The 20,147-nt window shown below is 69.1% G+C and carries 25 protein-coding genes; 15 read left to right on the top strand and 10 right to left on the bottom strand.

The features are described from left to right. Nucleotides 1-22: 22 nt before the first annotated feature. From ACO073_RS23605 to ACO073_RS23625, 5 genes are read left to right on the top strand one after another with little or no spacing between them, the layout of a single operon-like run. Entirely contained in the window at nucleotides 23-2,164 is a 2,142-nt protein-coding gene (locus tag ACO073_RS23605) for a TonB-dependent receptor (RefSeq protein WP_422000815.1), read from the top strand. Continuing rightward, complete coding sequence (locus tag ACO073_RS23610) at nucleotides 2,164-3,357, top strand: exo-alpha-sialidase (RefSeq protein ID WP_422000817.1); 1,194 nt, start codon at nucleotides 2,164-2,166, stop codon at nucleotides 3,355-3,357. Before ACO073_RS23605 ends, ACO073_RS23610 begins: the two co-directional genes overlap by 1 nt. Then, complete coding sequence (locus ACO073_RS23615) at nucleotides 3,354-3,839, top strand: TlpA family protein disulfide reductase (protein WP_422000818.1); 486 nt, start codon at nucleotides 3,354-3,356, stop codon at nucleotides 3,837-3,839. The genes ACO073_RS23610 and ACO073_RS23615 overlap by 4 nt, the downstream gene beginning before the upstream one ends. Nucleotides 3,840-3,850: 11 nt before the next feature. Then, on the top strand, nucleotides 3,851-4,333 hold the full coding sequence (locus tag ACO073_RS23620; protein WP_422000820.1) for a copper chaperone PCu(A)C: 483 nt from the start codon (nucleotides 3,851-3,853) through the stop codon (nucleotides 4,331-4,333). A gap of 10 nt (nucleotides 4,334-4,343) precedes the next feature. Beyond that, on the top strand, nucleotides 4,344-4,907 hold the full coding sequence (locus tag ACO073_RS23625; RefSeq protein ID WP_422000822.1) for a hypothetical protein: 564 nt from the start codon (nucleotides 4,344-4,346) through the stop codon (nucleotides 4,905-4,907). Nucleotides 4,908-5,028: 121 nt separating this feature from the next. Here ACO073_RS23625 and ACO073_RS23630 read toward each other — a convergent pair whose 3' ends face one another. The 5 genes from ACO073_RS23630 to ACO073_RS23650 all read right to left on the bottom strand — a co-directional run bounded on the left by ACO073_RS23630 (nucleotide 5,029) and on the right by ACO073_RS23650 (nucleotide 9,649). Continuing rightward, nucleotides 5,029-5,418: an MAPEG family protein gene (locus ACO073_RS23630; protein ID WP_422000824.1), complete on the bottom strand. Its 390-nt coding sequence runs from the start codon at nucleotides 5,416-5,418 to the stop codon at nucleotides 5,029-5,031. Between the two features lie 21 nt (nucleotides 5,419-5,439). Then, on the bottom strand, nucleotides 5,440-6,078 hold the full coding sequence (upp, locus tag ACO073_RS23635) for a uracil phosphoribosyltransferase (RefSeq protein WP_422000826.1): 639 nt from the start codon (nucleotides 6,076-6,078) through the stop codon (nucleotides 5,440-5,442). A 57-nt stretch (nucleotides 6,079-6,135) separates the two neighbouring features. Further along, a complete protein-coding gene (locus tag ACO073_RS23640) occupies nucleotides 6,136-7,284 on the bottom strand; it encodes a URC4/urg3 family protein (RefSeq protein WP_422000827.1) in 1,149 nt (382 codons plus the stop codon). Continuing rightward, entirely contained in the window at nucleotides 7,281-8,534 is a 1,254-nt protein-coding gene (locus tag ACO073_RS23645; RefSeq protein ID WP_422000828.1) for a GTP cyclohydrolase II, read from the bottom strand. Before ACO073_RS23645 ends, ACO073_RS23640 begins: the two co-directional genes overlap by 4 nt. An 89-nt stretch (nucleotides 8,535-8,623) precedes the next feature. Continuing rightward, nucleotides 8,624-9,649, bottom strand: a complete 1,026-nt coding sequence (locus ACO073_RS23650; protein ID WP_422000830.1) for a DNA topoisomerase IB — start codon at nucleotides 9,647-9,649, stop codon at nucleotides 8,624-8,626. 149 nt (nucleotides 9,650-9,798) lie between these two features. On the opposite strand from ACO073_RS23650, the gene ACO073_RS23655 reads away from it, so the two are divergent. The 5 genes from ACO073_RS23655 to ACO073_RS23675 all read left to right on the top strand — a co-directional run bounded on the left by ACO073_RS23655 (nucleotide 9,799) and on the right by ACO073_RS23675 (nucleotide 14,705). Continuing rightward, nucleotides 9,799-11,766 (top strand): PAS domain S-box protein, encoded by a 1,968-nt coding sequence (locus ACO073_RS23655; protein ID WP_422002200.1) that lies wholly within the window; start codon nucleotides 9,799-9,801, stop codon nucleotides 11,764-11,766. A gap of 18 nt (nucleotides 11,767-11,784) precedes the next feature. Next, a complete protein-coding gene (locus ACO073_RS23660) occupies nucleotides 11,785-12,225 on the top strand; it encodes a cupin domain-containing protein (protein WP_422000832.1) in 441 nt (146 codons plus the stop codon). A 68-nt stretch (nucleotides 12,226-12,293) separates the two neighbouring features. Next, nucleotides 12,294-12,740 carry a hypothetical protein gene (locus ACO073_RS23665; protein ID WP_422000834.1) on the top strand — a complete coding sequence of 149 codons (447 nt, stop codon included), beginning with the start codon at nucleotides 12,294-12,296 and terminating at the stop codon, nucleotides 12,738-12,740. A 338-nt stretch (nucleotides 12,741-13,078) separates the two neighbouring features. Next, entirely contained in the window at nucleotides 13,079-13,549 is a 471-nt protein-coding gene (locus ACO073_RS23670; RefSeq protein WP_422000835.1) for a hypothetical protein, read from the top strand. Between the two features lie 67 nt (nucleotides 13,550-13,616). Next, the gene (locus tag ACO073_RS23675) at nucleotides 13,617-14,705 is read left to right on the top strand and encodes an LLM class flavin-dependent oxidoreductase (protein ID WP_422000837.1); all 1,089 of its coding nucleotides are present in this window, start codon (nucleotides 13,617-13,619) and stop codon (nucleotides 14,703-14,705) included. 21 nt (nucleotides 14,706-14,726) lie between these two features. Here ACO073_RS23675 and ACO073_RS23680 read toward each other — a convergent pair whose 3' ends face one another. The 3 genes from ACO073_RS23680 to ACO073_RS23690 all read right to left on the bottom strand — a co-directional run bounded on the left by ACO073_RS23680 (nucleotide 14,727) and on the right by ACO073_RS23690 (nucleotide 16,538). Continuing rightward, nucleotides 14,727-14,939, bottom strand: coding sequence for a hypothetical protein (locus ACO073_RS23680; protein ID WP_422000839.1), 213 nt, complete (start codon nucleotides 14,937-14,939; stop codon nucleotides 14,727-14,729). Nucleotides 14,940-14,954: 15 nt separating this feature from the next. After that, the gene (locus ACO073_RS23685) at nucleotides 14,955-15,971 is read right to left on the bottom strand and encodes a hypothetical protein (RefSeq protein ID WP_422000841.1); all 1,017 of its coding nucleotides are present in this window, start codon (nucleotides 15,969-15,971) and stop codon (nucleotides 14,955-14,957) included. A 129-nt stretch (nucleotides 15,972-16,100) separates the two neighbouring features. Next, the gene (locus tag ACO073_RS23690; RefSeq protein ID WP_422000842.1) at nucleotides 16,101-16,538 is read right to left on the bottom strand and encodes a DUF3617 domain-containing protein; all 438 of its coding nucleotides are present in this window, start codon (nucleotides 16,536-16,538) and stop codon (nucleotides 16,101-16,103) included. A 159-nt stretch (nucleotides 16,539-16,697) separates the two neighbouring features. Between ACO073_RS23690 and ACO073_RS23695 the strand changes: the two genes are divergently transcribed. The 4 genes from ACO073_RS23695 to ACO073_RS23710 are packed head-to-tail and all read left to right on the top strand — an operon-like array spanning nucleotide 16,698 to nucleotide 19,017. Beyond that, nucleotides 16,698-17,141: a hypothetical protein gene (locus ACO073_RS23695; RefSeq protein ID WP_422000844.1), complete on the top strand. Its 444-nt coding sequence runs from the start codon at nucleotides 16,698-16,700 to the stop codon at nucleotides 17,139-17,141. A 9-nt stretch (nucleotides 17,142-17,150) separates the two neighbouring features. Next, nucleotides 17,151-17,549, top strand: a complete 399-nt coding sequence (locus ACO073_RS23700) for a phage holin family protein (RefSeq protein WP_422000845.1) — start codon at nucleotides 17,151-17,153, stop codon at nucleotides 17,547-17,549. Further along, on the top strand, nucleotides 17,546-18,565 hold the full coding sequence (locus tag ACO073_RS23705; RefSeq protein WP_422000847.1) for a hypothetical protein: 1,020 nt from the start codon (nucleotides 17,546-17,548) through the stop codon (nucleotides 18,563-18,565). Before ACO073_RS23700 ends, ACO073_RS23705 begins: the two co-directional genes overlap by 4 nt. Before the next feature lie 56 nt (nucleotides 18,566-18,621). Continuing rightward, the gene (locus tag ACO073_RS23710) at nucleotides 18,622-19,017 is read left to right on the top strand and encodes a response regulator (RefSeq protein ID WP_422000849.1); all 396 of its coding nucleotides are present in this window, start codon (nucleotides 18,622-18,624) and stop codon (nucleotides 19,015-19,017) included. Here the strand turns inward: ACO073_RS23710 and ACO073_RS23715 are convergent. Both ACO073_RS23715 and ACO073_RS23720 read right to left on the bottom strand, forming a co-directional pair. Continuing rightward, a complete protein-coding gene (locus ACO073_RS23715; RefSeq protein WP_422000851.1) occupies nucleotides 18,980-19,381 on the bottom strand; it encodes an STAS/SEC14 domain-containing protein in 402 nt (133 codons plus the stop codon). The genes ACO073_RS23710 and ACO073_RS23715 overlap by 38 nt on opposite strands. Nucleotide 19,382: 1 nt before the next feature. Continuing rightward, nucleotides 19,383-19,754: a hypothetical protein gene (locus ACO073_RS23720; protein WP_422000852.1), complete on the bottom strand. Its 372-nt coding sequence runs from the start codon at nucleotides 19,752-19,754 to the stop codon at nucleotides 19,383-19,385. Nucleotides 19,755-19,835: 81 nt separating this feature from the next. Between ACO073_RS23720 and ACO073_RS23725 the strand changes: the two genes are divergently transcribed. Further along, on the top strand, nucleotides 19,836-20,135 hold the full coding sequence (locus ACO073_RS23725) for a hypothetical protein (RefSeq protein ID WP_422000854.1): 300 nt from the start codon (nucleotides 19,836-19,838) through the stop codon (nucleotides 20,133-20,135). Nucleotides 20,136-20,147 lie beyond the last annotated feature (12 nt).

Genomic DNA, 20,147 nt, shown 5'->3' on the forward strand with positions numbered 1-20,147 from the left:
GGCCGCATTCGCAGGTCTTGCCTTGAGTCCAGCTCTTGCCCGGGCGCAGAACGCGCCGCCACCCACGAACCCGCCCGCCGGCCCGTCGGCACAGCCGGCGCCGGTGGCCCTGCCCGCCATCACCGTCAGCGCCGGCCGCGGCTCGACGCTCGACAATCTCGACGTCAGCACCACGGTCCTGGGCCGCCAGCAGATCCAGGCGGCGCCCGAGACCGGCGTCGACCAGCTCGTCAATCGCATCCCGGGCGTCTGGCTGCCCAACGTCCCGACGGGCCAGCTCCATCCCACCGCCCAGCCGGTGAACATCCGTGGCTTCGGCACCAGCACGACCATCAACACGCTGGTGATGGTCGACGGCGTGCCGGTCAACGATCCCTACTTCCGCACCATCAACTGGAGCGCCATCCCCAAGAACTCGGTCGAGCGCATCGAGGTCATCCGGGGCGGCGGCGCGACCAGCCTGTGGGGCAACATGGCGATGGGCGGCGTCATCAACATCGTGACCCGCGAACCCGAGAAGACCGGGGTTGCCGCCGACGTGAGTTACGGCAGCTACAACACGGCCAACGCGGAGGTCGCCGGCAGCTACGTCGTCAACGACAACGTCAAGGTCGGCATGAGCTACAACCACGGCCAGAGCTCGGGCTACAACCTCACGCCGGCGCGGTACCAGAACGTCAACCTCGTGCCGACGGCATCGAAGGCCGACAACGTCGCGGCCAGCGTCTTCCTGACGCCCAGCGACAAGCTCAAGGTTTTCGCCAAGGGTTACTGGAACCAGACCTGGGAGGACGGGCTGGTCTGGCGATTCGCGCACAACAACTGGTCGACCTACCGGCTCCTGCTGGGCGGCACGTACCAGATCGACGACCAGTCCTCGATCAACGCCAGCGGCTGGCTCGCCGGCGGCTCGTTCGGCACGATCAACGTGGCGAGCGGCGGCTACAACCTGAACAACACGGCGGCGACGAACCAGTTCGTCAGCCAGATCGAGGCCTCGCCGAGCGCGGACCAGGGCGGCTCGATCTTCTACGAAGCGAACTTCGGCCCCCTGCGCGACGTCAAGATCGGCGTCGATGCGCGGCGAACCCTGGTGACCGACTACAACAACCTCTTCGCCAGTGCCTCGGCCAATCCCACGACGTTCGTCGTCAACGGCGAGCACCGCCTGCAGGGCGTGTTCGGCCAGGGCACGTACCGCTTCACCGACATCCCGGTCGACATCACGGTGGGCGTGCGCGGCGACTTCTGGCAGGCGATCAATGCCAGCGTGCTGACCCAGAACTCCAGCACGCTCAACGTGGTGCCGAACGCCAGCGCCTCGAGCTTCGATCCGCGGATCGGACTGAAGTTCCACGCCAGCGACGAGGTTACGCTGCGCGGCGCGATCTACCGCAACTTCTCGGCGCCGGGCATGAACCAGATGTACCGGGTGTTCGCCAGCGGCACGAGCTACGCGACCATCAACCCCAACCTGCAGCCGATGACCAATTTCGGCCAGGAGGTCGGCCTCGACTTCGAGTGGAAGGGCTTCACCCTGTCGGGCACCTACTTCAACAACAACCTCAACAACTTCATCGACTTCATCACCGTCTGCAACGCCAACCCGGTCTGCGCCGCGCCTTTCGTCACGGCGGCGGGACTCGGTCCCGCCTTCACGACGGTGAGGCAGTACCAGAACGTCGGCAATGCCACGTTCCAGGGCTTCGAGCTGATCGCGACCTGGCAGCCGGTCGAGCAACTGCGGCTGATCGGGAGCTTCACGAACACGGTGGCCTACCTCACCAGCTCGACCAATCCGACGCTGGTGCGCACCGGCGTCCAGCTCGGCCAGGTCCCCAACTACATGTTCACGGCGGGCGTCGAGTGGCGGCCGATCGAGAACCTGCTCATCACCGCAGCGTTGAAGGCGTTCCCACCCTACTGGAACGACACCAACCACACGACGCTGAACGACGGCGCCGCGCTGATCGACCTCGGCCTGCGCTGGTCGCCCGTCAAGGATGTCGATATCTACGGCAGCATCCAGAACCTGACGAACGTCCAGTACCTGGCCCAGGGCTATAGTCGGACGTCGTTCGAGGGATCGACCATCAATGCGTCGGCCATCCCGCAGCTCGGCATGCCGCTGACTGCCATCGCCGGCCTGAAAGTGAGGTTCTGATGCGTCTTGCGATCGCCTCGGTTGCTTTCGTCCTGCTGGGCGGCGTCGCCGTCGCCCAGCACCAGCACCAGTCGGCGCACGGGACGCCGGCCAAGGCGCCGGAGCCATTCACCGCGGCGCCCGCCTTCGCGCCCGACGGGACGCTGTGGCTCGTGCGGCCGAGCGCCGGGCGGATCATGGCGATGAAGTCGACCGATCTCGGCCGCACTTTCTCGGCGCCGGTCGCGGTCACGCCGCGGCCTCTCGATCTCGACTGGGGGCCCGATGCGCGGGCCCGCATCGCCATCGATCCGAGCGGCAACCCGATCGTCACCTTCGCGATCTTCCAGGACAGGAACTTCAACGGCCGGGCGTTCTTCAGCCGCTCGCCCGACGGGGGCGCGAGCTTTCCCGCGCCGCGGCCGATCACGGCCGACGCCACCAGTCAGCGGTTCGAGACCGCCGCCGTCGATCCGTCGGGCCGCGTCTTCGCCACCTGGCTCGACAAGCGCGATGCCGCGCGGGCACGCGCCGCCGGCAAGCCCTATCCCGGCGCCGCCCTGGCCTATGCCTGGGAGGATGGCGCGGGCGGCTTCGGCCCGACCACCATCGCGCTCGACAATACCTGCGAATGCTGCCGTCTGAGCGTCGCCTTTGCCGGCGCCGGCCGGCCGGCGGTCGTGTTCCGCAACATTTTTCCCGGCTCGGTGCGCGACCATGCCGTCCTCACCTTCAAGGATGCCGCGACCCCGGGCCCGCTGCGCCGCGTCAGCGTCGACGGTTGGAAGATCGAAGCCTGCCCGCACCACGGCCCGTCGATCGCCATCGCGCCGGACGGCTCGCAGCACGTCGCCTGGTTCACCGACGGTGCCGCCCGCCAGGGCCTGTTCTACGCCCGTGCCGACTCTGCTGACGCGCCGTTCGACCCGCCCCGCGCGCTCTCCGTGCCCGAGCGGCAGCCGGCGCGGCCCTTCCTGCTGGCCAACGGCCCTGCGCTGCATCTCGTCTGGAAGGAATTCAATGGCGAGCGCACCGCGGTGCGCTGGCAGGCGAGCCGCGACAGCGGCCGCACCTGGAGCGCGCCGCGCACGGTGGCCGATACCGGCGACGCTTCCGACCATCCGCTGCTGGTCGCCCATGCCGGACGCGCCTACCTGTCCTGGCTGACCGAGCAGGAGGGCTATCGTCTCATCCCGCTGGAGGAACAGCCATGAGACTGTCGCTCGTCCTCGCCCTGCTCCTGACCCTGGCGTCGCTGGGAGGCGCCCAGGCAAATCCCCTGCCCTTCGAGCGCGGCAGCTGGGCGAAGCTGCGCGCCGCCCATGCCGGCACGCCCACCGTCATCCATTTCTGGGGCCTGACCTGCGGACCCTGCCTGGTCGAGCTGCCGCAATGGGGCAAGCTCGCGGCGGACCGGCCCGACCTCAAGCTGGTGCTGGTCGCCGCCGACCCGCTGCCGCAGGACCCGGAGCGTCTCGCGGCGACGCTCGATCGCGCCGGCCTCGGCAGGACCGAGAGCTGGAGCTTCACCGACCGATTCTACGAGCGGCTGCGCTACGAGATCGACCCGCGCTGGGCGGGCGAGCTGCCGCGCACCGTGATGATCGACCGCGCCGGCCAGGCGACCGTCCTGCCCGGCGTGGCCGACCTTGGCCAGGTCCGCGCCTGGCTCGACGCCCAACCCAAGACCCATTGAGGAGACCGTCAATGATCCGCCGACTCTTTCCGATCCTCTGCCTGCCGATCTTCTGCCTGATCGTCCTCGCCGTGCCCGCGTGGGCCAAGGACTACACGCTGGGCAGCCTGAAGATCCACCAGCCCTGGACGCGCGCCACGCCGCCGACCGCCCCCGCCGGCGGCGGCTTCCTCACCATCACCAATACCGGCACGACGCCGGACCGGCTGATCGCCGCGCAGAGCCCGGCCGCGAACAAGGTCGAGATCCACGAGATGACGATGGACGGCAGCGTCATGCGCATGCGCGAACTCGAGAAGGGCCTCGAGATCCCGCCCGGCGCCACCGTTGCCCTGAAGCCCGGCGGGCTCCACATCATGTTCATGGGGCTGAAGGCGCCTTTCAACAGGGACAAGCCCGTGTCCGCCACCCTCGTGTTCGAGAAGGCCGGGAAGATCGACATCGAGCTCGCCGTCGAACCGATGGGCGCCGCGCAGCCTGGCCACAAGATGTGACGGCCGTGCCATGCGATCGATCGACCCCCGCGACCGGCGGCTGCTGGTCGCCTGCGCCGTCAACGCCACCCTCGCCGCCATGGCCGGCGCGTTGGCCGGCGGCGTGCGTGGCGCCCAGGTCGGGCTCGTGCTCGGCCTCGTGCTGGGCACGCTGCCGACCCTCGCGCGGTCGGTCGCGGCAGTGCTGGCGCGACCGCATAGCCTGCCGCGGCTGTTGGCAGGGTCGCTGGCTGCCGCTCTCACGAGCGGTGCCGCGACGCTCGTCGCGTCCGTCAGGAGGATGGCGGACGCCGTGCTGGGTCCGGCACGCCGCCTGCTGCGCGGACCGGCGCTGGCCGGGCGCTTCTGCCTCGACGTGCTGGGCGCCGAAGCCGGCCGCGCGCTGGGCGCGGCCTGGCGACAGATGGCGACGCCGCTCGGCCTCGCCAACCTCTCCGCCCTGGCCGTGCTCGCGATCGACCTGGCAGGCCTCGATTTCGCCGGACCGGCCCTGTTCGCCGGCCTGACGACGATCCTCGTCGTGCTGCTGGTCAGCGCCAGCGAGGCGCGCGACGCCGCGGAACTGCGAGCCTAGAGCAACGAGCGTTCGGTCGGAATCGGTCGAACGCTCGATGCCGGAATCCGGAGCTGCCCGTCCTGATGCGTTTCCGCTAAATCGGGACCGCTCAGGCGGTCCCGATGTAGCGCAAGCCGCTCTAGGTCAGCAGCACCCAGGCGATCAGGACCATGCCGATCACCGACACGAACCACAGGAGCGTGCGCAGCCAGGGGATGCCGATCAGGTAGACGATCGCGTAGGCGAGCCGTCCCCAGAAGAACAGCATCGCGCCCAGGGCGGTCGTGGCGTTGGCCTTTCCGGCCACGGCAGCGATGAGGACAAGAACCGCAAAGAGCACCAGGTTCTCGACCATGTTGAGATGGGCGCGGCGGGCGCGGCCCGCCCAGCCGGTGATCTGCGGCAGCGCCTCGCGGTTGCCGGCCAGGGTCGGCAGGCCCACCTGGGCGTTGGCACCGGCCGCCGCGATCAGCACCTGAACGAAACAAAGGATGGTCGAGAACAGGAGGTACTTGAGGTCCGGTGACATGCGCGATCTCCCTCGATCGTTTTATTTTGTCCCGAACAGACGGTCCCCCGCGTCGCCCAGGCCCGGAACAATATACCCGTGATCGTTGAGTTTTGCATCGACCGCTGCCGTGAACACCTCCACGTCGGGATGGACCTCGGCGAAGGCCCGGGCGCCCTGATCCGACGCCAGGATGCAGATGAACTTGATGCGCTTGGCGCCCGACTCCTTCAGCCGATCGACGGCGGCGATGGCGGAATGCGCCGTCGCCAGCATGGGATCGCACACGATGACGTCGCGGTCCGAGATGTCCTGCGGGATCTTGAAGTAGTACTCGACGGCCTGCAGCGTCCGCGGATCGCGGTAGAGCCCGACATGACCAACGCGCGCCAGCGGCACGAGATCGACGATGCCCTCGGCCAGGCCCAGACCGGCCCGCAGGATCGGCACGATCACCAGCTTCTTGCCTTCCAGCAGCGGCGCCTTCATCGATTCGATCGGCGTCGCGATCTCCCGTTCGACCAGCGGCAGGTCGCGGGTGGCGTCGTAGCCCAGCAGCAGGCCGATCTCGCGCAGCAGGCGGCGGAAGTTGGTGGTCGAGGTTTCCTTGTCGCGCATCTTGCTGAGCTTGTGCTGCACCAGCGGATGGCTGACCACGTGGATCGACGGCGGCAACGACATTTCAGTATCTCCCCCAGTATCCTGACATCCCGGACGGCGCTCTGGCGACGCGCCGGCTCAAAACACGGTCCCGTCGCTGGCGACGGCGATCGGCGGGCCGCCGCCGGGGCGGCGCTCCGCCGCCAGCACGCGGCCGGCGAACCAGGTGCCGGCCTCCAGCACCTTGACCAGCGGCAGCCGTCCGGCGTCGAGGCCGAGATGGCCACGGACGTGGGCGGCAATGCGGTCGAGCAGCGCCACGGTGAGCGCCCGCCATTCGACGATCGACTCGTCGCCGGGCGCGAACGTCTCTTCGAGCAGCGCGCGTTGCTTTGGCCGGAGCGCGCCGGCATCGACCAGCAGGCCACCGTTGCGGTACTCCGGCAGGCCGGTCAGGGCATCGAGCTCGACGACCTCGAGCCCCGCCCCTTCCAGCGGCTCGACCAGGGAATAGGACAGCCACTGCGACAGCTTGTGGAACGGCACCAGCCCGATCGCCGGATGCGGCCAGACATCGCCCATTGGCAACGGCCAGATCGGCGACAGCCGGTCGAGCACGGCGGCGAGGATGGACGCGGCCGTCACCTTCGGCGCGGCGACGAGATCGAACAGGTCGCCCGGCCGGGCGAGGCCGACCCCACCCAGCTTGCGCAGCAGCTCGGCGCGGCCCTCGAGGCCGGTCATCGGATTATGCGCCTTCACCTGGAAGCCCATGGCGATGTCCATCGGCGTGAGCACCGCCAGCCGCTCGGCGTCGACGCGCAGCGGGTCGCCCTTGGCGTCGCGGCTGAAGGCGCCGTTGGCGAACATGTGGAAGCTCGCCACGCCCAGACCCTCGGAGCGGGCATAGGTCTCGCCGGTCTGGGGCTCGCGATAGGACCACGACGGGCCGGCGCCGGCATCGAGCAGCACCGAGACGACGGCAAGGTCCATGCGCCGCCGCGCGACCTCCTCCGGCGGCAGCCCGGCGAGGCGCGGGGCGAGCGCCGCCCAGCGGTCGCGGCCGCCGGCCTCGAAATGGCGCCAGCGCGAATGGAAGGGAATGGCCACCGGATCGGGAAAGCGCCGGCGCGTCACCTCGAGCGTCGCCTGGACCGCGGCCTCGAGGCCATTGGCGTCGACCGAGAACCAGGCGGAGCGCCCGTCCTCGACATATTTCAGCATCGCCTCGGCGCGCTCGCGGATCGCCGCGGGCGTTCGCAGGTATGCCAGCTCCGCGGGATTCACTCGTCGAGGCCCCGCCCCTTCGCCTTGGCGAGCTCGGCGGCCTCCGGCTTCTTGGGCGTGAAGTAGCCCGCCGCCTTCTTGGCATCCATCTCGACCTGGGCGTCGGCCGGGATGAGCTCGTCGGGAATCGGCACCTGCTCGACGACCTCGATTCCCTGCTCGCGCAGCGCGTCGGACTTCATGTTGCTCATCGAGGCGAAGCGGTCGATGCGCGCGATGCCGAGCCAGTGGAACAGGTCGGGCATCAGCTCCTGGAAGCGCATGTCCTGCACGCCGGCCACGCATTCGGTGCGATTGAAGTACTGCGCCGCCGAATCGCCGCCGGGCTGGCGCTTGCGCGCATTGTAGACCAGGAACTTGGTGACCTCGCCCAGCGCGCGCCCTTCCTTGCGATTGTAGATGACGACGCCGACACCGCCCTGCTGGGCCATCTCGATGCAGATTTCGATGCCGTGCGCGAGGTAGGGGCGGCAGGTGCAGATGTCCGATCCGAACACGTCCGAGCCGTTGCATTCGTCGTGGAGGCGGCAGGCGATCCTCGTCTCGGCCTTGCCGAGCTGCTGCACGTCGCCGAAGAAATAGATCGTCGCGCCGCCGATCGGCGGCAGGAAGAGCTCGAGGTCCGGCCGCGTCACCAGCTCTGTGTACATGCCGCCGGTATGCTCGAACAGCGTGCGCCGCAGGTCGGTCTCCTTGACGCCGAAGCGCTCGGCGATTCCCGGCAGCCACCAGACGGGCTCGACCGCGGCCTTGGTCACGCGCACGTCGCCGCTCGGCATCAGGAGGTCGTTGTCGGGCTTGAGGCGGCCGGCCGCGATGGCGTCGCGGATCTCCGGCATGTGGACGTGCGCCTTGGTGACGGCGATGGTCGGGCGAATGTCCCAGCCGGCGGCCAGCTTGTCGGCGAACACCTCGGCGACCATGTGGCCCCACGGGTCGAGCGACACGATCTTCTTCGGATCGTACCAGCTCTCGAACGGCCCGATCGGCTCGGCCGGCGAGGTGTTGGTGAAGTCGGGCCGATGGCCGGGCTTCAGCTCCTGCGCCGCGATCGCCAGCGCGCGGTAGATGCCGTAGCTGCCGGAATGCACGCCGATCGCATTGCGCCTGGACGGATCGCCCACTGTGCCCACCACGGGGCCCCTGATCACGGGGTCTCGAGCGCCCCAGACCACGGGCGGCGCCGCCTGCCCGCCTTGGGCAGGGTGGGTGTTCAAACGAATGTGAGCCATGTGCTTTCCAAGTGCCATACGCCGGGAAAGCGAGGCAGTTTACAGCGGCCGCGTGACGAAGGAAAGAAGGAGGCGCGGTCCCGGGCCCGCCCGTCCGAGCGGTCCCGTCAGGAGCCCTGGCGCGCGACCAGCCGTGCGAGCACGCTGGCCTGGCCGGCGACCGACCGGACCGTTTGCAGGCGCTTCAATGCACCGGCCTCGAAGGCCGATACCACCGCATTGTGCACGTAGGATGTCCGGCAGACGGTCGGCGTGTTGGCGAGGTCCTCGGCGATCTCGATCACGACCTCGCGCACCTGCCGGCGACGTTGGCGTTCGCTGGTCGCCGGCGCCGTTCCGGCCAGCGCCCGGAGCGCCGCCGCCGAGGCCACGAGGGTCCGGAAGTCCTTCAGCGAGATCCGTCGGCCCGATACCTCCTGCAGGAAGGCATTGACCTCCGACGCCCGCATGCGGCGCACCTCGCCATCCGGCCCGCGATACTGGAACAGCCGTCGACCCGGCAGCTCGAGCAGCCGCGCGATGGCAGCGCGGAGCCGGGCGCTGCGCACGGTCTTGGTCACCGGCTTGCCGCCCTTGGCCTTGAAGGTGAGGGTGAGGCGGTCGCCCGTCTCCAGCCTGACATTCGACTTCAGCAGGGTGGCGGCACCACGCGTCCCATGCTCGCGGGCATAGGCCTCGCCGCCGGCGCGGATCGCGGTGAGGCGCACCAGTTCGACGACACAGGCCGCAGCATAGCAGCGGTCGACCTCGCCCGACCGAAGGTATCGGGCAACCGCGCGACCCACCGTCGGAAGCGCCCGGGCGAGGCCGGCCAGCCGGCGTGCCTTCAATGCCTCGCGAACGCGCGACCAGTCGGGGTGGTAGCGGTACTGGCGCCGTCCGGCGGCGTCGTCCCCAACAGCCTGGAGATGGGCCTGCGGGTCGGCCGCGAAGCGCACGTTGGCATAGGCAGGCGGCACGGCCAGCGCCTTCAGCCGCTGGACGATCGCCGATTCCTGGACCGGGCGGCCGGACTCGAGGAAAAACGCGAACCCCTTGCCGCACCGGCGGCGGCGAATGGTGAGCGCCTCCCGCCGGATCAGGACCAGACCATGGGCCTCGGCCAGCCGGGCCACGACACTTTGACGGGACATGGCCGGGAGAACGTCGCTCGTGCGCCCTCGTTGCCTCGGCCGCGCGAGGGTTCCATCGTGGCCGTGAAACCGGACGCCCCATCGAGCGTTGACGTAGCGCGAAACTGTACGACGATGGCCCGGGGATAACGGTGGGCAGGACGGGCATGCTGGAAAGGGGGAATCGACCTCACCTCGCGGCGACCGAGGCCGAGAGCCTCCGCCTGCTCGTGGAAGCGGTCACGGACTATGCCATCTGCATGCTGGACCCCGCCGGGACCGTCACGACCTGGAACAGCGGCGCCGCGCGCATCAAGGGCTACCATTCCTCGGAGATCGTCGGCCGTCACTTCTCGACCTTCTACGAGCCTGCCGATCGTGCCGCGGGGATGCCGCAACGCGCCCTCGAGACGGCGGCTCGCACCGGGCATTTCGAGATCGAAGCCTGGCGGGTGCGCAAGGACGGGACTCGCTTCTGGGCCTTCGTCATCATCGACGCCATCCACGATGCGGATGGCGGCCTGATCGGATTCGCCAAGGTCACCCGCGACCTCACCGAGCGGAAGAAGGCGGAGGAGGAGCTGCGGCGCAGCGAGGAGCAGTTCCGGCTCCTGGTCGAAGGCGTCACGGACTACGCGCTCTACATGCTCGATCCGCGCGGCATCGTCAGCAACTGGAACCCCGGCGCGCAGCGCATCAAGGGCTACGCGCCCGGGGAGATCGTCGGCCAGCATTTCTCGCGCTTCTATACCGACGACGACCGGGCCCGCGGCGAGCCGGCCCGCAGCCTCTCCATCGCCGAGCGCGACGGCCGCTTCGAGGCGGAAGCCTGGCGGCAACGAAAGGACGGCAGCCGCTTCTGGGCCAACGTCGTGATCGACGCCATCCGCGATTCGTCGGGCCGTCTGCTCGGCTTCGCCAAGATCACGCGCGACATCACCGAACGGCGCGAGGCGCAGCTCGCACTGGAGCGCACGCGCGAAGCGCTGCTGCAATCGCAGAAGATGGAAGCGATCGGCAAGCTGACCGGCGGCGTGGCGCACGACTTCAACAATCTCCTGACCGTCGTCATGGGCAGCCTCGACCTGCTGCGGCGGCACCTGCCCGGCGACGATCCGCGCGTGACCCGCCTGCTCGACAACGCCATGCAGGGCGCCCAGCGCGGCGCCACCCTCACCCAGCGCATGCTCGCGTTCGCGCGGCGCCAGGCGCTCGATCGCAAGCCCGTCGACCTCGCCGCGCTCGTGGCCGGAATGACCGACCTCCTGCAGCGCTCGGTCGGACCGACGATCACGGTCAGGAACGCCCTCCCGCCGGGCATCGAAGCGGTCGCGGCCGACCCCCAGCAGCTCGAGACCGCGCTGCTCAACCTCGCCATCAACGCGCGCGACGCCATGCCCGACGGGGGCATGCTGACCCTGTCGGCAGAGGCCGAGGACTGGCCGGGCGACGTCGTCCTGCCGGCCGGCCGTTACGTCCGCCTCGTGGTCGAGGACACCGGCACGGGCATGGACGCCGCGACCCTGTCGCGTGCCGCGGAACCCTTCTTCACCACCAAGGGCCCGGGCAAGGGCACGGGGCTGGGCCTCTCGATGATCCACGGCATGACCGAGCAGCTCGGCGGCCAGTTCCGTCTCCGCAGCCGGCTCGGCGAAGGCACGGCCGCGGAACTGTGGCTGCCCGTCGCGGACCTGCCGGCCGCGCCGCCGGCGCCCGACGTGCCCGCGGCCGCTCCGGATACGATCCGCCCGCTGCGCATCCTCGCCGTCGACGACGATCCGCTGGTCCTCGCCAACACGCGCGCCATGCTGGACGATCTCGGGCACGCGCCGCAGGTGGCAACCTCCGGCGCGGAGGCGCTGTTGCTTCTCGAACGGACCACGGTCGACCTCGTCATCACCGACCAGGTCATGCCGGGCATGACCGGTCTCGAGCTGGCGGACGTCGTGGCGCCGCGGCATCCGGAACTGCCCGTCATCCTGACGACCGGCTACGCCGAACTGCCGCCGGACGCCGGCGGCCGGCTGCCGCGCCTGTCCAAGCCCTATGCCCAGGCGGCCCTGGCCGACGCGATCCTGAAGGCGGTCCCGCCAGCCCGCGACGGCGCTCCGCCGCCGCCGGATGCCGCCAAGTCCTGAGTTCATTGCGGAGGTACCATGCCCGACCTTTTTCCCACGACCGAGGAAGCGCAGCGCGACAAGGACATCGCCGACGCCGCCGCCGGCAAGCGCAGCATCGTCAATCACCTCGGGCCCGACTCCTTCGGGCCGGACGCATCGCGGCCATTCTTCGATTGCCGCCGGTTGGGACTGAAGGAGCTGACGGACGGCAAGGTCGGCGCACACGTGGTCCGCGCCAGGCCGGGCGAGCCCGCCGACGCGCCGCGCCGCGCCCACACGCTCGAGTTCCAGTTCATCTACGTGCTCAAGGGATGGGCGATCTTCGAGTACGAAGGATACGGAGAGCACAAGCTCGTCGAAGGCTCGACGGTCTACCAGCCGCCGGGAATCAGCCACAGGGAGGTCGCGCACTCCGACGACTTCGAGATGCTGGAGATCACCATGCCGGCGGACTTCGAGACCGAGACGGCCGAGTAGACAATCGACGGGCTGCGGCCCTCGCGGGCTGCGTTGCCTGCGTTTGCCCGGGATGCAATGGTGCCGGCATGAATCGTCGTGCCCTCCTCCTCGCATCGCCGCTGCTCGCCGCCGTCGGTCGTGCGGCCATCGCCCAGCCCCTCAACCAGCTGCCGCCCTTCACCACCGTCACCTTTCCGCCCGGCTCCCATACCTCGACGCTGACCGGACAGATCGCGCCCGGCGGCCGCGCCGTGTACTACGTCGCCGGCAAGGCGGGGCAGACGCTGATGGTGTCCGTCGCGTCGCCCTCGCCGGCGGTCTCCTTCGAGGTCTTCGGGATCAACGCGACGCTGGCCAAGGCAGCCGACGGCATGGCGCTCGTGACGGGCCGGCCGCTTCCCGACGCCGGCTCCAAGGACGATGCCCGCGCCTGGATCGGCGCCCTGCCGCAGGACGGGAAGTATCTCATCCTCGTGAGGATGCCCGCGGGAACGGGGACCTCGACCCCCTACGACCTGGTTGTGACCTTCTAGAGACCTGACACGGGACATCCATCGGGGCACAACCGCGTCAATATTGATTGCGCCCAAACTGCAACTAATATACGGTGTTGTCGTCGAGTGAGGCGATGTCCCGATTGAGCTTGGGGGTCGAGGCAAAAGCCCGCAGACGCGAGGTGTGTGGAGTGTCGGCGCGTCCTGACGGATGATGCCGGCACCTCCGCCTTCCCCCACTCCTTTTCGCATTGCGCTTGCCGCCCCGTCGCGGGTCGGCGTTGCTCGCCTTGCGAGCCGCGGGGAAATTGCAGCAACCACCGTTTGCAGCAGTCGTTGGTTCCATAGGTTCCACCCATAGCGTCCAGGACTGAACCATGCCGCTTGACCTGAAGATCGATCCCGAGGCCGAGCTCTGCGTCATTCGTGGCCAGCGGGCAGTCACCCTGAGCGAGATCGAGGGCTACCTGTCGGAGACCGTGCGGCAGGATGTGAAAGGCTACGCCAAGCTGGTCGACATGTCGGCGGCGACGCTCGACCTCGATTGCGAGGGTCTCGAGGAGGTTGCGCGAGGGCTGGTGCGCTACGGCTCGGATGCCGCCGCCGGGCCCGTGGCGATCGTCGTCACGGATCCGCTGACGCTCGACATGGCGGTCCTGCTCAAGCAGCGCGTGGGTGATCGGCCCTTCCGCATCTTCACCTCGGTCGGCGCCGCCAATGAGTGGCTGCAAAGCTACCGCGAGACCGTCCGCCTGCCGACAATGCCCAACCGTGCCCATCGAGCGCGATCCGGGCTGCGCACGGTCGGCCCCGCACGAGTCCCGTTCCGCTCGCATCGCCAGGGCTAGGCCCGGACCAGAAGCGCCGGCAGCACGGCGTGCTTGCCTGTCCGCGCCAAAGCGGCTCAAGTGCCGCATGCAGTTCGGTTGGCTTACCCTGTCCATGTCGCCGTCTCCCGACCAGGACGCGCGACGCATCGCCAATGTCATCGATCAGGCCTGCGAGGCCGAGCGGCTGGGATTTTCCGACGTCTGGCTGACCGAGCACTATTTCACCGGCGAAAGCGTCTACTCCGACTCGCTGATGTTCGCCGCCGCCCTGGCGATGCGGACCGCGCGCGTCCGCATCGGCTTCGCCGTCGTCCAGATGCCATTCCACCATCCCGTGCGGCTGGCCGTGCAGCTGGCGCTGCTCGACAATCTCGCCAACGGTCGCATCGACGTAGGGATCGGCAAGGGCACGGCCTACAACGAGTACGAGTTCGTCGGGCACGGTCTGCGCAGCCACGAGAGCAGGGCGCGAATGGAGGAGGCGATCGACATCGTCGAGCGCGCCTGGCGGGAGTCTCCTCTGTCGTACGACGGCAAGTTCCACAAGCTGCAGATTCCGGCCATCCGGCCGAAGCCCGTGCAGCAGCCCGGCCCGCCGCTCTGGCGCTCGGTGATCTCGCCCGGCTCGTTTCGCGAATGCGGCCGGCTGGGCGTCCCCATCCTGACGGCACGGCTGCCGGTCGAGCGGATCAAGGAACGCTGGGCAACCTACGAAGCTGGGCTCGAGGCAGGCGGACACGACGAGCGGACACGTGCCCGGCTCCTGGCCCAGAGCGCGCTGTGGCGGAACGTGTACGTGGCCGAGTCCGACGCCCAGGCCGAGGACGAGCTGTCGGCGCTCCTGGTCGAGACTCGCGCCCACATGATGCACGTGCGCGAGGCCTACAATCCGCCCGACTTCGAGCCGGAGCCCGCTGCACTGAATGCCTGGACCGACCCGCGGGTGCCGGACTCCGAGGCCGTTCCGTTCGTGCTGCGCACGGGCTCGCTCTTCGGCTCGCCGGCGCGGGTGCGCGACCAGGTGGCGGAGCTGCGCGACGTCGGCGTCCGGCATCTGCTCTGCCAGACCGGCTTCGGCGCGATGGACCACGACCAGAACATCGCCTCCATGCGCCGCTTCGGCGAAAAGGTGATGCCGGCGTTCGCCGACGGGAGCGTCGCGACCTCGGCTTGAGCCGTCGCGACGGCCCGGCCGTCAATAGTCCCCGATCGGGGCACTGTCGGAGAGTTGGCGCTTGCGCAACGGCAAGCCCCGACGGTCGACCGTGGCCTCGGCAAGCGGGGAATAGCTGTTGTCCACGGGACGGACGGCGACCGTCTCGAACGCCAGGGCAACGACATAGGTCGCGACGACGGCGCCGAGCATCATCAGCAGGCCAACCAGAAGGCCGCGGATCTCGGTCGCCACCGCGGCGGCCCCCGCTCAGTCCGCTCCGAACAAGGCCCTGGTCGCCCTGAGCTTGCCGCTTTCTATGTCGCGCACGCTGACCATCGGGTAACCGACCATGGCGGTGGCGCTGGCGATCCAGGCATCGGCGATCATGTCGCGCGTGGCGGTCGCCCCCGCAGCGAGCCGCGACGCGATGAACTCGATACCGCGCGGGTCGGCGTCGCGGAAGGCGCCCGCCTTCTCGAGCCGGTAGAGCGGCTCGACCTGCGCCAGGCTCAAGCGCAGCAGGTCGCGAGCGCGATCCTCGATCGAGCATACGCAGGATTTGTAGGCGTCGACCAGGCGCAGCACGGCTTGCCGCTTGATGTTGCTTCGGACGAACGCGCCCTGGATGTACGCGGAGACATTCCGTGTCGTGTAGTTCTCCCGGTTGGGACGGTGGGCCCATCCGTCGTAGTGGATCGAGGCATGGAGCGGCTGCGAGGCATCTCCCGGATAGTGGCTCCAGATCCCGAGGTCGCGGAGGATCAGCAGTTCGCGCAGCCGCCGGTCGGCCTGGAACCAGGTTCGTTCATCCGGCGTCTGCGCGGTCTCGATCGCCTTGGTGAGTGCACGCCAATAGGCGAAGTCCTTCACGAGCTGCTGCCAGCCGTCGACGATCTCGTAGAAGAGATAGCCTGCCTTGTACTGGGTCGAGCCGCCGGCACGCAGCAACGCGTCATACGCTTCGCGGGTCGGGGGCAAGGCGTCGAGCGGCAGGATGCCGGCGACCGACCCGTCGTCCGCGAGGCTGATCCAGTGTCCCGGGTCGCGTTCGGCGTCGTGGGTTCGGCCGGCGCCCTTGGAGCGGTCGGGCTCGCGGCCCAGGACCGCGATGTTGCCGGCAACGCCGGGGGCTCGCAGGAAGGCCGGCACCATCTCGGGCAGGGTGTCCATGGCGATGCCGCTGATGATCTCGTGACCCGTCGCGCCCCAGGCCAGCGTGTGCACTGGACCCGAGACGACAAGAGCGGCCACCGCCGCCGCGACCCGCCACACCTTCATTGGCATCCCCACCCCTTCCGGTGGAACGACCATATCAGAGGTACGACCGTCGATGCACTCGCCCTGCGGATTGTCCCGGTGGCCTGCCCGCCCCGGGCGGTCGCCCGGCGGAGCCCGCCGCGGGCGGTCGGCCGGTCAGCAGTCGCCGACCCGCTTGCCGCTGAGAACGCTGGTGCCCTTCAGGGTCGTTCCGGCCTTGTCCTTGACCAGGAGCGTGCCGATTCCCTCGTAGCTGTCGGCCTTGAAGTTGATCTCGGCGTCGGCCGTGACGCCCGGTTCGGTGTCCGTCGCCGGACAGACCGTGCGGGCCTTGAACACGCCGGCCTGCCTGGGCCCCGGCTCGAAGGTGCAGCCGTGCTTGGCGAAGTCGTCGGGCGTCGGGTAGAGCAACCGCTCGATCGTCGCCTCGCCGCCCTTGATGCAGATGCGCTTGGCGGCCGAGGGCATCGGCTGCACGCCTTCCATCGTCGTCTTGTCGGTGACCTCCCAGAGTCCGGCGGTGACGGCGGTCTGCCCGTGCGCCGCGCCGGCGGCGAGTACCGCGACGACTGAAACTGCGAAGAAGGATTTCATCGACGACTCGCTCTCCTGACGCCTCGGAGCCGGGAGCATAGCCGCCCAGGGCCGCACGCGCGCGGACAATCGCGGGCCCGCTTCGCCATGGCGCAACCGCCGAGGGAGAAGCCTCGTTCATTGCGCACGGCAACAACGTGCAAGATTTGCGGAGGCACCATGGCGGCGACCAGTACGGACCAGATCGTTTCTGAGGGGGCCGGGATCGCCCGGGACATGGGCGAGGCGCTTGGAAAGAAAGTCGAGGATATCGCGGACCGCTCGAAGGCTGCCGGAGCCGAGACGGTGGCCGGCGTGGCCGGCACGGCGGAGGCCATCGCCCGCTCGGTCGACGACCAGTCGCCGGCTCTGGCGGAATATGTGCGCGGCGCCGGTCGCAGGATCGACCAGCTCGCGACAGACCTCCGCGAGAAGAACGTCGGCGACTTGCTGTCGGCGGCCACCGAGTTCGGCCGCTCCCAGCCGGTGCTGATGCTGGCTGGAGCGGCGCTCGTCGGCTTCGCGCTGGCGCGGGTCGTGAAGGCCGGCGCTGCCGCGCCGGGCGCCACGGCACCCGTTGCCGCCGTACAGGCCGAAAACGGCCTCCCGCCGGCCAACGATTAGGAGCGCCCGATGTTGAACCAACCCCTGCGACGCCCCGGCGTCGTCACCTTGACCACAGCGGCCCTGTCGCAGACTGCTGACCTGCTGCAGGCCGAATTCCGGCTCGCCAAGGTCGAGCTCGCCGAGAAGATCGGCGCGGTGCGCGGCGGCCTGGTCATGATCCTGCTGGGCACGATCTTCCTGATTGCGGCCCTTGGCATGATCCTGCAGGCACTCGTGAGCATCCTCATCGCCGCCGGACTTTCGCCGCCGGCTGCGATCCTGATCGTCGCCGGCGCCGCCGGCGTGATCGGCCTGGTCCTCTTCCTGATGGGACAGAACCGTCTCGACCCGGCCGGGCTGTCGCCCGACCGCACCTTCAACTCGCTGTCGCGCGACAGCCGCATGGTCAAGGAGACCCTGACATGACATCGAGCGCCCAACTGCAGCGCGAAGCGGACAGCGTCCGCATCGGCCTGGCCGACACGCTGGGCCAGCTGCGCGACGGCATGGCGCCGTCGGCCCTGTCCGGTGAGGTCATCAGCCTGGTCAAGGAAAGCGGGCTATCCCTGGTGAAGAGCCTGACCGACCAGGCACGCGCCAATCCCGTTCCGGCGCTCTTGATCGGTGCCGGACTGACGATGCTCCTGACCCGCACCACGGGCAGCGACGTGATGGGTGCCGCTACCTCCGCGATGAAAAGCGCCGCCGCCACGGGCGCCGAGGCCGCCAGAGGGACCGCGTCCGCAGCGGCCGGTGCGGCCTCGGGTGTCGCTTCGGCAGCGGCCGGTGTGGCTGCTGCGGCGGCCGGCATGGCTTCGGGCGCGGCATCCAAGGCCTCGACCGCCGTCGGCGATGCCGCTGCCCGGATGTCGGATGCGGCGGGCACGGCGGCGCATACCGTCGGCGACGCCGCGCGGACCCTGCGCGATCGCGCGGGCCACACTTTGGCCGACGCGAGTCATGCGGTAACCGATACCATGGCCGATGCGCACCGCCGCGCCGAAGACGGGTATGCGTCGGCCCGCGATTCTGTCGCGAGCGGCGTCGACGCCGGTCGTCACCAGTGGGAGGCCGGCGAGGAACAGGCGCGGGCATTGGCCGAAGAGGCCGAAAGAAAGGCGAGGAAGATGGCTGACGAGGCACGCGACACCGTTTCACGCCTGCTCGACGAGCAGCCCATCCTCATGGCCGCGCTGGCATCGGCGCTCGGCGCCGCCGTCGGCGCCGCTTTGCCGATGTCCAAGACCGAGAAGGATCTCGTTGGGCCGGCGGGTGCGAAGGCGATCAACGCCGGGCGCGACGCGCTGTCGGGCGCCGCGAACGTTCTGCGCCAGGAAGCCTCTTCCGCCGATCTCGGCGGCAAGGTGGGCGCCCTCGCGGACAAGGTCATCGAGAGCGTCGCGAAGGGACCGTCAGAGAAGGGATCGACAGTCAGCGGGTGACGCCGCGCCGGGGAGGAGGCATTGTACGGACCTCCTCCCGATTGCCCCCGAGTTGAATGTCCAAGTCCGTGCCTACGCCGACGAAAACGCCACTGAAGGGCCGCAAGATTCTCATCGTCGAGGACGAAGCGACGATTGCCCTCAATCTGGCCAAGACCATCGAGCGTGCCGGAGGAATTGTCATTGGACCGGTCGCCTCGGTGGCGGCCGCGCACGCCGCGATGGCTGACCACCGGCTAGACGGCGCCCTGCTGGACATTAGGCTGCGCAGCGAGACGTCCTTTCCGCTCGCCGACGTGCTGGCCGCGCTCGGCGTGCCGTTCGTCTTCGTGAGCGGCCTTTCAAGCGCGCTCATGCCTTATACGCATCGCGACAGGCCGCGCTTCGACAAGCCCTACAAGGCCGACGATGTGATCACGGCCCTGGCGAGCCTGCTACCGAAAGCTTCCTAGACACGCCGTCGAGCCAGCGCCGCGCCGGTGCGATCTCGTCGAACACCTTCATGGGCCGCTTTGCGACGGCCGCGGCTCCCAGGATTCGGATCATGTTCTCGGACTGGTCGCGTCTCATGACGACCGCAAGGGCCCCCACCGCGCTCATTTCATGCTGACTGCGGATACGGACGGCAACACCGATCAGCTCTTCGGGGCTCATCGCCGCCCGGCCGCGCGTGCCGTCGATCAGCTTGTCGAAGTTGAGGACGCCGGCGGCTTCGATGCAATCGAAGAAGGCGCGGGCGTCGTCGGCCGTCACGTCGCCCTCCGCCACGATGTCGACCTTGCGGGTCTCCGAGTCGATGGTCCATCGAAGCGGCATCTCAACCCTCCTGCCTCTCCAGCCACCGCCGGGCGGCCCTGACACTACCGAAGAGCCGCATCGGGCGATCGGCGGCGGCCAGGGCGCCCAGCACCCGGGCGAAAGTGTCGCTCTGAACCGGTCCCATGACGATGGCGAGAGGGCCCATGGGACCCGTCAGGTGGTAGCCGCGAATGCGTGCGCCCAGGGAAAGAACCTCCTCCTCGGTCAACGACGAGGTCCCTTCCGTCCCATCGAAGAGCTTCCGATAGTGGTTGGCGCCGGCGGACGCGATCGCCTCGAAATAGGCCTCGAAGTCATGCAGCGTGACCTCGCCCGAGCTCACGCCCGTCACGGTCCGCTGTTCCTGGTCGATGGTGAGGTGAATCGGCACGGCGTTCCCTGGAAACCCTATCGGATGGCCATTCGGAGGAGCAACCTCCCAATGCACGGGGCGTTGACGTGCAAGCCGATCATGAGCAGCAAGCATGTCGCCATCGCACTGGGTGCGCAGGAGTACGAGATCCTACGGGCGATCGCGCGCGGCGAGGGTGGGGCAACGCCTGCCTCGCGCCTCACGTCCACGCAGCGCCTGCGGTTCGAGATGCTGGGATTGATCGAGGACCGCGCGGATGGGGTGCGGTTGACCGCGCGCGGAAAGAGCATGGCAGCAACTCCGGAACGTTTGCCGGCGATCACGAGCGAGGCGGCGCAGGCGACACCCCGCGACCGCCGCGGAAGGCGCCTCGGACTGCGGCGACGTTCTCCATTCTAGACATTCGGCGAG

The sequence above is a fragment of the Reyranella sp. genome (assembly GCF_965229815.1).
Lineage (GTDB): Bacteria > Pseudomonadota > Alphaproteobacteria > Reyranellales > Reyranellaceae > Reyranella.

Bases quoted from the DNA above. Each gene is read 5' to 3' on its own strand.
- ACO073_RS23620 (WP_422000820.1), top strand. From the start codon at position 3,851: ATGATCCGCCGACTCTTTCCGATCCTCTGCCTGCCGATCTTCTGCCTG.
- upp (WP_422000826.1), bottom strand. From the start codon at position 6,078: ATGTCGTTGCCGCCGTCGATCCACGTGGTCAGCCATCCGCTGGTGCAG.
- ACO073_RS23665 (WP_422000834.1), top strand. From the start codon at position 12,294: ATGAATCGTCGTGCCCTCCTCCTCGCATCGCCGCTGCTCGCCGCCGTC.
- ACO073_RS23660 (WP_422000832.1), top strand. From the start codon at position 11,785: ATGCCCGACCTTTTTCCCACGACCGAGGAAGCGCAGCGCGACAAGGAC.
- ACO073_RS23645 (WP_422000828.1), bottom strand. From the start codon at position 8,534: ATGGCACTTGGAAAGCACATGGCTCACATTCGTTTGAACACCCACCCT.
- ACO073_RS23725 (WP_422000854.1), top strand. From the start codon at position 19,836: ATGAGCAGCAAGCATGTCGCCATCGCACTGGGTGCGCAGGAGTACGAG.
- ACO073_RS23650 (WP_422000830.1), bottom strand. From the start codon at position 9,649: ATGTCCCGTCAAAGTGTCGTGGCCCGGCTGGCCGAGGCCCATGGTCTG.
- ACO073_RS23695 (WP_422000844.1), top strand. From the start codon at position 16,698: ATGGCGGCGACCAGTACGGACCAGATCGTTTCTGAGGGGGCCGGGATC.
- ACO073_RS23675 (WP_422000837.1), top strand. From the start codon at position 13,617: ATGCAGTTCGGTTGGCTTACCCTGTCCATGTCGCCGTCTCCCGACCAG.
- ACO073_RS23685 (WP_422000841.1), bottom strand. From the start codon at position 15,971: ATGCCAATGAAGGTGTGGCGGGTCGCGGCGGCGGTGGCCGCTCTTGTC.
- ACO073_RS23625 (WP_422000822.1), top strand. From the start codon at position 4,344: ATGCGATCGATCGACCCCCGCGACCGGCGGCTGCTGGTCGCCTGCGCC.
- ACO073_RS23715 (WP_422000851.1), bottom strand. From the start codon at position 19,381: ATGCCGCTTCGATGGACCATCGACTCGGAGACCCGCAAGGTCGACATC.
- ACO073_RS23630 (WP_422000824.1), bottom strand. From the start codon at position 5,418: ATGTCACCGGACCTCAAGTACCTCCTGTTCTCGACCATCCTTTGTTTC.
- ACO073_RS23710 (WP_422000849.1), top strand. From the start codon at position 18,622: ATGTCCAAGTCCGTGCCTACGCCGACGAAAACGCCACTGAAGGGCCGC.
- ACO073_RS23670 (WP_422000835.1), top strand. From the start codon at position 13,079: ATGCCGCTTGACCTGAAGATCGATCCCGAGGCCGAGCTCTGCGTCATT.
- ACO073_RS23690 (WP_422000842.1), bottom strand. From the start codon at position 16,538: ATGAAATCCTTCTTCGCAGTTTCAGTCGTCGCGGTACTCGCCGCCGGC.
- ACO073_RS23615 (WP_422000818.1), top strand. From the start codon at position 3,354: ATGAGACTGTCGCTCGTCCTCGCCCTGCTCCTGACCCTGGCGTCGCTG.
- ACO073_RS23705 (WP_422000847.1), top strand. From the start codon at position 17,546: ATGACATCGAGCGCCCAACTGCAGCGCGAAGCGGACAGCGTCCGCATC.
- ACO073_RS23700 (WP_422000845.1), top strand. From the start codon at position 17,151: ATGTTGAACCAACCCCTGCGACGCCCCGGCGTCGTCACCTTGACCACA.
- ACO073_RS23610 (WP_422000817.1), top strand. From the start codon at position 2,164: ATGCGTCTTGCGATCGCCTCGGTTGCTTTCGTCCTGCTGGGCGGCGTC.